This window comes from Oceanivirga salmonicida, assembly GCF_001517915.1.
Taxonomy (GTDB): Bacteria; Fusobacteriota; Fusobacteriia; order Fusobacteriales; family Leptotrichiaceae; genus Oceanivirga; species Oceanivirga salmonicida.
In genome coordinates, this window is sequence record NZ_LOQI01000053.1 from 1 (window position 1) to 12,318 (window position 12,318).

Here is a 12,318-nt window from a genome sequence, read left to right on the forward strand (position 1 = left end):
TTTATAATACTAATATTATTTATTACTAGAAAAATAAGATTATATTAATTTAATAAAATCAGTTACTTTTAAACCGAACGGTCTAACTATGAAATATAAAAAGAATGTAGCATTTCCTACATTCTCGTTTAATTATTTATATTTTTTAAAATTATTTACTTAGAAAATTTTTCATAATTTTTTACATTATTTTACTAGGGTTTAAAATCATCTTAGGGTCAAACACTTTTTTTATTGATCTCATTAATTCTAAATTTACTTCGTTTTCATATTTTTTAAAATATGGTCTTTTTCCGTTACCTATACCATGTTCTCCGGAAATCTGACCACCTAACTTTAATGCTTTTTCATATAATAAATTCATAAAATCATCAACTTGTTTTTTAAATTCTTCTACATTTTCCAAATCATTACTTAGTGCATAAATATGTAAATTACCATCGCCTGCATGCCCGAAACTTACAACCTTAAAATCATAATTGTTTTTTAAACTATTTACAAACTTAATATAATTTGCAACTTCACTAACAGGTACAACTACATCACATTCATCAAGTAATTTTGCCTGTGCTTCTATTGCTTCTAAAAATGCTCCCCTTGCAGTCCATAAATCTTTTTTTCTACTATCATTATCTGCCACATATACTTCTAATGCTCCATTTCTAAGTGCAAGTTTTGATGCTTTTTCTGCTCTTTTCAAAATATTTTCTTCATCATTTCCGTCAAATCTAACAATCAAGTATGCTTTTGCTTCAACACCATTTACATATTTAGGGAATACAAATTTTTGAGTATATTTTTCAGAATACTCTATCGTTTCACTTTCAGTAAATTCAATTGACTGTGGTTCTAATTTATTAATCGATAATTCTGGTACTAATTCTAAACATTTTTCCATATCTTCATAAGGAATAATGATAGAGATATCATATTTGGGTAAAGGTAATATTTTTAATACTATTTTAGTTATTATTCCTAATGTTCCTTCTGAACCTATTATTAAATTTAATAATGAATAACCAGATGATGATTTAGAAACTTTTGACCCAAATGTTGTTATTTCACCAGTAGGTAATACTAATTCTATTTCTCTTACATAAGCCCTTGTTGTTGAATATTTCACGGCTCTCATACCACCAGCATTTGTTGATACATTACCACCAATAGTTGCTGATTTTTCTCCTGGATCAGGTGGGTATAGATAACCCCTTTTCTCACTTTCAGTTTGTAATTGATTTAATAAAACACCTGGTTCAACTGTAACTAATAAATTTTGTTCATCATATTCTAAAATATTATTAAAAGTTGCCATATTTATTATTACACCACCATGAATTGCGACAGATGCTCCTGTTAAACCTGTACCAGCACCCCTTGCAACTATAGGTATATTATTTTCATAACATATTTTAACAACTTCTGAAACTTCATTTGTTGTATTAACGTCTACAACTATTTCAGGTTTTCCTTCTCCGTATATAGGCATTTCATCATGAAAAAAATCTTTATTAATTTCATTCCCAGAATATACTCTGCCTTGAACAACTTTTTCAATTTGTTTTTTTATATTTTCATCTATTTTATTATATTTCACAATCTACCTCTCAGATTTTATTTTTTCTATTAATAACGGTATAACTTCAAATAAGTCTCCAACTATGCCATAGTCTGCAACATTAAATATTGGAGCATTTCCATCTTTATTTATTGCAATTATAGTTTCAGAGCCATTCATACCACTAATATGTTGTATTGCTCCAGAAATCCCTATAGCAATGTATAGAGACGGACTTACTGTTTTTCCTGATTGTCCTACTTGATGAGAGTGTTTAAGCCACCCTGCTTCTACTATTGGACGTGAGCATGCAATATTGGCACCTAATATATCTGCTAACTCTTCTATCATTTTTAAATTTTTTGCACTTCCAATTCCTCTACCAACTGCAATTACTATTTCAGCATCCTCAAGTTTTATTTTTTCTAAGTTATCAATTAATATCATTTCAATTATTCTTGTTCTAATTTTTTTAGTATCAATTTCTATTTTTTCTTCAATTATATTTAAAGTTTTTTGTTTTTCAAATTTAATTTTTTTAAATACACCTGGTCTTATTGTTCCCATTTGTGGTCTTGTTTCAGGTGCAATTATTACAGCCATTAAATTCCCACCAAAAGTTGGTCTAGCCCATAAAACATTTCCATTTTCACTATCAACACTAAGTTCTGTACAATCTGCTGTTAAACCAGCATTTAGTTTTGATGCTACTCTTGGCGCTAAATCTCTACCCCTTGTAGTTGCACCTATTAATACAGTATTAGGCTTATACTTTTCAGCTATAGTTGATAAAGCATATTCATAAACTTCTGTATTATATTCAGTATATATTTCAGAAGAAACTGCTATAACACCATCTACACCATATTCTTTAAGTTCTTCTAATGCTATATTTATGGGATTACCTATAACAACTGCTATTAATTTTTGATTTAACTCTTTTGCTATCATTCTTGCTGGATTTAATAATTCTAAACCAACATTAGTACAAGCACCTAATGAATTAGTTTCAATAACAACCCACACATTTTTATACTTTGTCATAGTTTCTCCTTTTACTTAATTTTATTTTCTGCTTTTAATAAATTTACTAATTTATTTATAGCATCTTTATCATTTTGCATATTAAATATTATACTTTCTTTTTGTTTTTTTGGTGCATACATACGACTTACACGAGTTGGTGAACCATCTAAACCAATTATATCTTTATTAATATTTATTATCTCTTTAAGTGATAATACTTCTATTTCTTCTTTTAATGATTTCATTTTATTTTTCATTGTAGGAAATCTTAAATCTTTTGTCTTTGTAAAAGTAATCAATGCAGGTAAATCTGTCTCTATTATTAAATTACCTTCATCTATTTCTTTTGTTACATGTGCCTTGTCTCCCATTAACTTTATATCTAATGCATAAGTAACTTGTGGCAAATCAAGTTTACTTGCTATTTCAGGTCCTACTTGTGCAGTTTCACCATCAATAGCTTGTTTACCACAAAATATTAAGTCAAATTTTGTTTCTTTTTCTTGTATATATTTTATTGCTTCCGATAATATATAACTAGTTGCTAATGTATCTGAACCACCAAATTTTCTATCAGTTAATAAATAGGCTTTATCTGCACCAGTCGCTAAACAAGATCTTAACATTTCATCAACTTGTTTTGGACCCATTGAAATCACATAAATTTTTGTATCTTTTATTTCATCTTTTATTTCTAATGCTTTTTCTAATGCATAAGCATCATATGGATTAAGTATTTTAGGAACTCCACTACGAATTATAGTATTTTTTATAGGGTCTATTTTCACTTCTTCTGTATCAGGTACTTCTTTAACACATACCAATATTCTCATTTTTATTACCTCTTTTCATTAAAATATTCTATCATAGAAGTATGCTTTTTTCAATGTTTGTTATAATTATAACAAAAAAAGTAAATGCTATAAAAACATTTACTAATTTATGTGAAAATTAATTATTAATTGCTATAATACAATAATCATATTTCTTTTTATTTGAATTTTTTGTATTATTAATCCATATTTCTCCTTGACCAAACATTACACCTTGCCAATTATTAAAAAGATTTGTAGTATAATATTTATAAATTTTTTCCTTGAATTTATCAGTAATAATTTCATCATAGTATTTTAACAAAGTTTTTTTATTATTAATTACTTTTTTATTTCCATTTAAATTTACTTTAATTGGATAACAAATATGTTTAGAAATCCATATTCTGTCATTATTTAATATTGAATTTTTCATATCTTTTACAAAATTTTCAACTTCAACTGTTGTTCCATAAATAGAATTAGCATATCTAAATTCATATGGAGAACTAGATGTTGACTTTAATGTTAATTTAAAGTTCAACTTATTTGTTCTAGCCTTATTTTCCCAAACACCTTCAAATCTATCTGGATCATCTATAAATATTCTACCATTAAAAAATCCATTCTCTGATTTATCAATTACTTCAGTCAAAACAACATTACTATTTTTTAAATGTCCAAATAATTGAATTTTTTCCTCATTTTTTTTATATAAATAATTCCCTTTTATTTTGCCATTTTCAAATAAAAAAAGTGAAAGTTGTATTTCGTATGGACCAAGTTTACCTTGAAAATCATTCCATGTATTTGTTCGAAGCGAAAAATCAAGACTAAAAGATTTATAAGTTATAGAAAAACTTAAAAATATTATTCCTAAAATTTTTTGCATTTTAACAGTGGCCTCCTTTCTATAAATAAAATCTATATTATAATTTTTTTAATCAACCCAACTTGTAATTTTTAATTTTGGCATTTTCATTCCAAAAACTTCTTTAAGCCAAGTTGTTCTCTTAGCGTCTATCTTTTCTGTAAATTTTTCAAATTCTTCTTTATTTGTAATTTTAGCTCTATATGTAAAAAAATATGTGATGATATAATTTTTTTGTTTTGAAATTCTATATAAAGTGTACTCATCATTTTCTAATATAGTTTCAATTACTATGTCATCTGAACCGACAATTTCATAATTTTTAATAAAGTTATACTTTCCTTCCAAACTTTTATTTAATGAAATTGCAAATTCATAAGCTGACGCATCTATTTTAGTTGCTATTATAGTTAACATTTTTTCATAGTTATCAAAATTTGTTCCTTTTAATAAATATTCTTGTAAATAACCTTTATCAGCAACAGAACTCCATGCAAGTCTATATTTTTCGCCATTAAAATTTAAATTTTTAACATTGATATAGTCTTTTGCAAATTTGGTGTCAGTTGAAGCAGATACCACATATAATTTTGATTTATTACCTTTTTTTGTATCAACATTACTATCATCTTTTATTATTATAATATCAGATTCGTTGTTTTTCATACTATCTTTTGTATTACTATATGATATTACAGTTAAAAATAAAATGAATATAAGTTTTATAATTTTTTTCATAAATCCCCCCCTAATATTATTAGTTTATCTTTATATATTTACTTTGTCAATATCACAAAAAAAAAGAATGCCAATCTGACATTCTTAATTTTTTTATTCTATTACTGCTTTTACTATTTCATCTAAACTAATTCCTGCAAAGTATCTTGATAAATCAATGCTACTTAAAGCATTTCTTACACTTTCTCTTTCGTATTTAATTCCTCTAAGTACGTCTTCTACTGCCTTAACGTCTTCTATACCAAAGAAATCTCCATATATCTTGATATTTTGTATGTTTGAATCAATAATGTTTGCATAAATCTCTATTTTACCTTTTTCAAACTTGTTACTTCTCTTAATATTGTATTCAGGAGATTTTCCATAGTTCCAATCCCAATTAGCAAATTTTTCTTCTCTAGCCTTTTTAATTTCTTCTATTTCTTTTTCACTAAATACATACTCAGACATTTGTGGGTATTCTTTTTTCATATAATCTAATAATAAATCTCTAAATTTGATAACATCAATTTTTTCAGGTAATTCATTCACTATGTTCGTAACTCTTGCTCTAACTGATTTTACACCCTTAGATTCAATCTTATCTTTTGAAACCTTTAATGCACTTGCTAAAACTGACAAATCAACGTCAAATAGTAAACAACCATGATGCATTATTCTACCATTTATATATGCTTGTGCATTACCACATATTTTTTTACCATCAATTTCTAAATCATTTCTACCAGTAAATTTGGCTTCTACTCCTAAACTTTCTAATGTTTTTATTACTGGTATTGAAAAACTCTTAAAATCAAATATTTTATCTTTTACTTCATTAGTAATGATAGTATAATTTAGGTTATTATAATCATGGTAAACTGCTCCACCACCACTAATTCTTCTAACAACTTCTATATTATTTTCTCTTACATACTCTGCATTGATTTCTTCTATAGTATTTTGATGTCTACCAACTATTATTGATGGTTTGTTAATCCAAAGTATAAATATCATATCTTCATTTAATAATTTTTTAAATGCATATTCTTCTAATGCTATATTAAATTGTGTATCATTACTTTCATTTATTATATATTTCATACTAAAACCTCTTTACTTTTTCATTACATGTACTGACATATTTAAAACATCTGCGTATGCTTCATACATAGCTTCTGAATAAGTTGGATGCCCATGTATAGTTTTCATTACTTCTTCTACAGTTGCTTCAACTTCCATTAATGCTGCAGCTTCATTTATCATTTCTGCTGCTGCTGGTCCTATAATATGTACTCCTAATACTTCTCCATACTTCTTATCAGCAATAACTTTAATGAAACCATGATTTTCATCACATGCTATTGCACGACCATTAGCTGCAAAGTTAAATCTACCTATTTGTATATCATATTTTTCTTTAGCTTGTTCTTCAGTTAATCCTACTGAACCAACTTCTGGTAATGTGTATATTGCTGATGGTGTACATTGTAATTTAGCTTTTACCTTATTTCCATGAATAGCATTTTCAGCAGCAACTTCACCCATTCTAAATGCAGCATGTGCTAGCATCTTAATACCATTAATGTCACCTGGTGCATAAATACCTGGTACTGAAGTTTCCATGTATTCATTAACTTTAATTTTACCACGTTCTAATTCAAATTCAATTTCTCCCATACCTTCTAAATCAGGTACACGACCTATTGATAATAATGCTCTATCTACTATTACATCATCTTTACCATCAAGTTTTAAACGAAGTTTTCCATTTTCTTCAATAATTTCTTTTAAAGAAGTAGCTGTTAAAATATTCATACCCTTTTTGCTTAATAATGTTTGTAATGTTTTTGAAACTTCTTTGTCCATTGCTGGAACTATTCTATCCATCATTTCTACAACAGTTACCTTTGAACCAAATGTACTAAATACTTGTCCTAATTCCATACCAACTACTCCACCACCAATTATTGCTAATGTTTCAGGTACTTCATTTAATTCTAATATATCATCACTAGTCATAACTAATTTAGATTCTATACCAGGTATATTTATCTTACTTACCTTAGAACCACCAGCAAGTATAATGGTATTAGTAGTTAAAATTTTATCTCCAACAACTACATTTTTATCCTTATTAATAGTTCCTACACCTTTAAATACATCAACTTTATTGCTCTTTAATAAAGCACCTACTCCACCTACTAATGTTTTAACAACTTTATTTTTCATTTTTAAAACTTTTTCCATGTCTATTGATATATTAGAATTTTCTATCATTATTCCACGATTAGCAGCATTATGTACGCCTTCTATTATCTCAGCATTATGTAAGTATGCTTTAGTTGGTATACATCCTCTATTAAGACATGTTCCACCTAATTCATCTTTTTCTATTATTGCAACTTTACCACCAATTTGTGCTGCTTTTATAGCGGCAACATAACCAGCAGGTCCACCACCAATAACAACTGTATCATATTCTACATCTTTTTTATCTCTTGCAACTTCTTTGCTTTCAACTTTTACTTCTTTTTCAACTTTTGCAACTTCTTCAACTACTTCTTCTTTTTTAACTTCTGATTTACCAGTAGGTACTTGTTCACCTTCTGCACCTAAATAACCTATTATTTCAGTTACAGGTACTGTTTCTCCATCTTCTTTTAATATTGCTAATAGATAACCATCTTCTTCTGCTTCTAATTCCATACTAGTTTTATCAGTCATGATTTCTAAAAGTAATTCTCCTTCTTTTACGAATTCTCCTACTTTTTTATTCCATTTAACAATTTGCCCTTCTGTCATATCAATTCCAGCTTTGGGCATAATAACTTCTAATGCCATTTTTTATTCTTCTCCTTTATATTAACATTGTAATTGGATTTTCTAACAATTCTTTTAAGTCTTTCATAAATTTAGCACCTGCTAAACCATCAACTACTCTATGATCTATTGTTAATCCTAAACTCATTATTGGTCTTATAACTATCTCACCATTTACAACTACTGGTTTTTCAATAGTTGAACTTACACCTAAAATAGCAGAGTTTGGTTGATTAATTATAGGTCCAAATGATTGAACTCCAAACATTCCTAAATTACTTATAGTAAATGTTGAACCTTGAAGTTCATTAGGTGATAATTTCATATCTAATGCTTTTTTAGTTACTTCTTTCATTTTAACTACTAATTCAGATAATTTCATCTTTTCGGCATTATACACTACTGGTGTTAATAATCCCTCATCAAATCCTACTGCAATTGCTAAATTTACATAATCATGCATTTCAATGAACTTACCATCTGGTGTTAATGATGAATTTAAATATCTATGTTTTTGTAATGTTTTAATAACTGCTAATGAAATTAAATCAGTTATTGTAATTTTTTTACCTGTTCCATTCATTATTGGATCTATAAGTTTTTTTCTAAGCGCTATTGCTTCAGACATATCTATATCATAATTAAGTGTAAATGTAGGTGCAGTTAGATAACTTTCTAACATACGCTTTGATATAACTTTTCTCATTGCAGTCATAGGTACTAACTCTACATTACCATATTTATTAGGTTCATCTTTATTTTCATTAACTTCTACTTTTGTATCTACACTAGTTTTTTCAATAATTTCTGATTTAATAAATGGTAAAATATCTTCTTTAACTATTTTACCTCTTACACCACTACCTTTTATGCCTTCTAAATTTATATTATTTACTTCGGCCATTTTTTTAGCTAATGATGTTATCTTTATTACTGAACTTTTTGTATATATTTCAACATCATCTTTATGTACTCTACCTAATGCCCCTGTTCCTTGTATTAAAGATAAATCTAAGTTAAAATCTCTTGCTAATTTTCTGGCAGCTGGTGTTGCTCTTAATAATTTTTTACCCATTTTTACCACTATCCTTTATTAACTGTTTTTCTTATTGCTTCTTTAATACTTTCTACTGTTGGTATCATAGCCATTTCTAAGTTTTGAGCATATGGCATTGGAACATCTTCTCCTGCACATCTTCTAATTGGTGCATCTAAATAATCAAATGCTTCTGATTCAGAAATTAATGCTGAAATTTCACCTATATACCCACTAGTTTTATGTGCATCATTTACTAATACAACTTTACCTGTTTTCTTAATTGAATTTATTATTATATCTTTGTCTAATGGAACTAATGTTCTAGGATCTACTACTTCTACTGAAATTCCTTCTTCTTCCAATTCATTAGCAGCCTTCATAACTCTTGAAACCATTTTTCCATAAGTTACAACTGTTATATCTGTTCCTTCTTTTTTAATTTCTCCAACTCCTAATGGAATAATAAATTCATCATCCAAAGGTACTTCTCCTTTTTGATTAAATTCTGACTTATATTCTAATATTACTACTGGATTATTATCTCTTATTGAGGCTTTTAATAATCCTTTCATATCTCTTGGTGTTCCTGGTGCTACTACTTTAAGACCAGGTATATGAGTGAACCAACTTTCAAGTGATTGTGAATGTTGTGCTGCTGAACCTACTCCATTTCCTGCCGCGCATCTATATGTAACAGGAACACTACCTTTACCACCAAACATATATCTAGTTTTAGCAGCTTGATTTACTATTGCATCCATTGCTATAACAACAAAGTCCATAAATGTTAAATCCACTATTGGTCTTAACCCTGTCATAGCTGCACCTGCTGCTGATCCTGCTATTGCAGATTCAGATATAGGACAATCTCTTATTCTTTCTTCTCCAAATTCTTCTAACATACCTACTGAAGTTCCAAAATCTCCACCAAAAATACCAACGTCTTCTCCCATTAAAAAGACATTTTCATCTCTTCTCATTTCTTCTGACATCGCTAAAATTATTGTATCTCTAAAACTCATTAATTTAGTTTTTTCCATTTAATTCATCTCCTTATTAATTTGCATATACATCTTCAAAAGCTGACTCTATTGGTGGTTCTGGACTATTTTCCGCAAATTCCACAGCAGCCTTTATTCTTGTGTCAACATCTTTGTCTATATCATCTAATTCTTTTTCGTCAACAATTTTTTCAGAAATTAAATAATTTTTTAATTGTAATATAGGGTCTTTTTTCTTCCACATATCTACTTCTTCTTTTGTTCTATATTTACCTGGATCTGATGATGAATGTCCAAACCATCTATATGTAACACTTTCAATTAATACTGGTCCATTTCCTGCTCTAACATATTCAACGGCTTCTTTAAATTTTTCATAAACGTCTAATACTTTATTTCCATCTTCTATGAACATACCCTTAATTCCATATGCAGTACTTCTTTTATAAATATGATCTATATTAGTCATTTTCTTAATATCTGCACTAATACCATACCCATTATTTATTGAATAGAATATTACTGGTAAATTCCATACTGATGCTAAATTTAATGCTTCGTGAAAACTTCCTTCATTAGTTGCTCCATCTCCAAAAATACAAACAACTATTTTACCAGTTTTTTTCATTTTTTGAGTTAATGCTGCTCCACATGATATACCGTGTCCACCACCAACTATACCATTAGCGCCTAAATTTCCACTTTCAAGGTTTGAAATATGCATAGATCCACCTTTTCCTTTACAAACCCCAGTATATTTACCTAAGATTTCAGCCATCATAGCATTTATGTCTATTCCTTTAGCTAATGCTTGTGCATGTCCTCTATGATTTGATGTTATAATATCATCTGCATCTAATGCTGCTAATGCTCCTATACTTGCCGCTTCTTCACCAACTGAAAAGTGCGTCATTCCTGGCACTTTACCTTTTTTTACTAATTGTGCTACTTTAAGATCAAAAATTCTAGCTTCTTGCATCTTTATATACATGTCTAGTAGTTGATTTTTGTCAAGTCCTTTCATACTAATACCTCCATTAACTTATATTTTCTATATACTATATTATATTCCTAAAATGCAATAATAGCAATTTTTATTAATTAATTATTATATTCACTAAGTTTTATTTATATTTTATTTATTTTACCTATAGAATTAATTATAAAAAGATGTGCATGTTCCATATAGTGGAACAGCACATCCTGTATATTTATATTAAATTTAAAGCATAAATATATTTTTCTTTTTCAATTTCCAAACCGTTATATATTTTTGCTCCTTTAATTTCATATTTTAATAATAAAGAAGTTTTTTCTGGTTTAAAAATTAAGTCAATTACATTTTTACATTTTATAACATTATTATTTTCTAACATACATGTATTTTCGGCATTTTCCATACCTAAATGTGTAGTATTAATAATAAAATCCGCTGACTTCATATTAGTAATCTCAACTTTTTTTATTCTTCTATCTCCAACTCCTAAATTCATAGGTTCTTCTGTTATACTTGCAATAAAAACAGTCAAATTATACTTATCTTTTAAAACCTTATACACCATTCTAGAGTTTTCAGAACTACCTAATAATAGAACTCTTTTATCATTCATATCTATATTATTTTTTTCTAAAAAATTAGAAAAGGCGTTATATAATAAATTTTCTTTTATAATTTCGCCATCTTTTATATAAATAAAATTAGACATATTTTCATATTCAGATGAAATAAAAATTGCTCTATATTTTTTTGACTCTATTAATTCATTTAATTCATCAATACTAATATTTAATTTTGTATATTTTAAAGATTTTTCTTTTAAAAATTTTTCTAGTATATCAAAACTAGGGTATTGTTCTACTATATATATCATCTTACTTACCTTTTAAACTTTCTAACTCTTTAACACTAAGTTCTCTATATTCTCCATAGTCAAGAGTATTATCTAATTCTAATTTATTCATTTTAACCCTTTTTAAAAATATTACTTCATTACCTACTGCTAAAAACATTTTTTTTATCTGATGAAATTTACCTTCGGTAATAGTTAAATGACATGTCTTATCAGTTAATATTTCAAGTTTAGCATCACTTTTAGTAATATAGTCCCCAATATCTACACCTATTTCAAGTTTTTTAATTTGAATGTCATCAATTATATTTTTGGTTTCAACATAGTATGTTTTAGGAATATGTTTTTTAGGACTTAATAACTCATGAGATAGTTTACCATCATTAGTGAGTATCAATAAACCCACTGTATCTATATCTAATCTACCTAATGGAAATAAGTTATATGTACTGTAATTAGAATTTAATAATTCTGTTACTACCTTGTATTTTTTATCTTCTGTTGCACTTATATACCCACTTGGTTTATTTAACATAATATAAATATATGGTTTATATTCAACTTTTTTATATGATACAGTTATTATATCGTTATTTTCATTAATACTAAATGGTCTAAAAAATG

At 27.4% G+C, this 12,318-nt stretch carries 12 protein-coding genes; all 12 read right to left on the reverse strand.

The genetic code is table 11. The features are described from left to right. Nucleotides 1-181: 181 nt before the first annotated feature. Nucleotides 182-1,594, reverse strand: coding sequence for a D-lactate dehydrogenase (locus tag AWT72_RS06480; RefSeq protein WP_067142599.1), 1,413 nt, complete (start codon nt 1,592-1,594; stop codon nt 182-184). A 3-nt stretch (nt 1,595-1,597) separates the two neighbouring features. Then, nucleotides 1,598-2,599, reverse strand: a complete 1,002-nt coding sequence (locus tag AWT72_RS06485; RefSeq protein ID WP_067142601.1) for an electron transfer flavoprotein subunit alpha/FixB family protein — start codon at nt 2,597-2,599, stop codon at nt 1,598-1,600. A gap of 11 nt (nt 2,600-2,610) precedes the next feature. Further along, nucleotides 2,611-3,414 (reverse strand): electron transfer flavoprotein subunit beta/FixA family protein, encoded by an 804-nt coding sequence (locus AWT72_RS06490; protein WP_067142604.1) that lies wholly within the window; start codon nt 3,412-3,414, stop codon nt 2,611-2,613. 118 nt (nt 3,415-3,532) lie between these two features. Further along, a complete protein-coding gene (locus AWT72_RS06495; protein ID WP_067142608.1) occupies nt 3,533-4,285 on the reverse strand; it encodes a hypothetical protein in 753 nt (250 codons plus the stop codon). Between the two features lie 48 nt (nt 4,286-4,333). After that, nucleotides 4,334-5,002 (reverse strand): HI_0983 family protein, encoded by a 669-nt coding sequence (locus tag AWT72_RS06500; RefSeq protein WP_067142611.1) that lies wholly within the window; start codon nt 5,000-5,002, stop codon nt 4,334-4,336. 93 nt (nt 5,003-5,095) lie between these two features. Beyond that, on the reverse strand, nt 5,096-6,085 hold the full coding sequence (gene lplA / locus AWT72_RS06505; RefSeq protein WP_067142614.1) for a lipoate--protein ligase: 990 nt from the start codon (nt 6,083-6,085) through the stop codon (nt 5,096-5,098). A gap of 12 nt (nt 6,086-6,097) precedes the next feature. Continuing rightward, on the reverse strand, nt 6,098-7,825 hold the full coding sequence (gene lpdA / locus AWT72_RS06510; protein ID WP_067142617.1) for a dihydrolipoyl dehydrogenase: 1,728 nt from the start codon (nt 7,823-7,825) through the stop codon (nt 6,098-6,100). A gap of 16 nt (nt 7,826-7,841) precedes the next feature. Then, nucleotides 7,842-8,879 carry a dihydrolipoamide acetyltransferase gene (locus AWT72_RS06515; RefSeq protein WP_067142620.1) on the reverse strand — a complete coding sequence of 346 codons (1,038 nt, stop codon included), beginning with the start codon at nt 8,877-8,879 and terminating at the stop codon, nt 7,842-7,844. Between the two features lie 8 nt (nt 8,880-8,887). Continuing rightward, on the reverse strand, nt 8,888-9,883 hold the full coding sequence (locus AWT72_RS06520) for an alpha-ketoacid dehydrogenase subunit beta (RefSeq protein WP_067142623.1): 996 nt from the start codon (nt 9,881-9,883) through the stop codon (nt 8,888-8,890). 16 nt (nt 9,884-9,899) lie between these two features. Next, nucleotides 9,900-10,868 carry a thiamine pyrophosphate-dependent dehydrogenase E1 component subunit alpha gene (locus AWT72_RS06525; RefSeq protein ID WP_067142626.1) on the reverse strand — a complete coding sequence of 323 codons (969 nt, stop codon included), beginning with the start codon at nt 10,866-10,868 and terminating at the stop codon, nt 9,900-9,902. Nucleotides 10,869-11,055: 187 nt separating this feature from the next. Then, nucleotides 11,056-11,715 carry a Rossmann-fold NAD(P)-binding domain-containing protein gene (locus tag AWT72_RS06530; protein WP_067142629.1) on the reverse strand — a complete coding sequence of 220 codons (660 nt, stop codon included), beginning with the start codon at nt 11,713-11,715 and terminating at the stop codon, nt 11,056-11,058. Nucleotide 11,716: 1 nt separating this feature from the next. Then, on the reverse strand, nt 11,717-12,318 hold a 602-nt coding region (locus tag AWT72_RS06535), incomplete at its 5' end, for a 16S rRNA pseudouridine(516) synthase (RefSeq protein ID WP_067142632.1).

Excerpts from the sequence above, each read along its gene's own strand:
- AWT72_RS06490 (WP_067142604.1), bottom strand. The coding sequence starts at position 3,414 with ATGAGAATATTGGTATGTGTTAAAGAAGTACCTGATACAGAAGAAGTG.
- AWT72_RS06515 (WP_067142620.1), bottom strand. The coding sequence starts at position 8,879 with ATGGGTAAAAAATTATTAAGAGCAACACCAGCTGCCAGAAAATTAGCA.
- AWT72_RS06495 (WP_067142608.1), bottom strand. The coding sequence starts at position 4,285 with ATGCAAAAAATTTTAGGAATAATATTTTTAAGTTTTTCTATAACTTAT.
- lplA (WP_067142614.1), bottom strand. The coding sequence starts at position 6,085 with ATGAAATATATAATAAATGAAAGTAATGATACACAATTTAATATAGCA.
- AWT72_RS06525 (WP_067142626.1), bottom strand. The coding sequence starts at position 10,868 with ATGAAAGGACTTGACAAAAATCAACTACTAGACATGTATATAAAGATG.
- AWT72_RS06530 (WP_067142629.1), bottom strand. The coding sequence starts at position 11,715 with ATGATATATATAGTAGAACAATACCCTAGTTTTGATATACTAGAAAAA.
- AWT72_RS06500 (WP_067142611.1), bottom strand. The coding sequence starts at position 5,002 with ATGAAAAAAATTATAAAACTTATATTCATTTTATTTTTAACTGTAATA.
- AWT72_RS06485 (WP_067142601.1), bottom strand. The coding sequence starts at position 2,599 with ATGACAAAGTATAAAAATGTGTGGGTTGTTATTGAAACTAATTCATTA.
- AWT72_RS06520 (WP_067142623.1), bottom strand. The coding sequence starts at position 9,883 with ATGGAAAAAACTAAATTAATGAGTTTTAGAGATACAATAATTTTAGCG.
- lpdA (WP_067142617.1), bottom strand. The coding sequence starts at position 7,825 with ATGGCATTAGAAGTTATTATGCCCAAAGCTGGAATTGATATGACAGAA.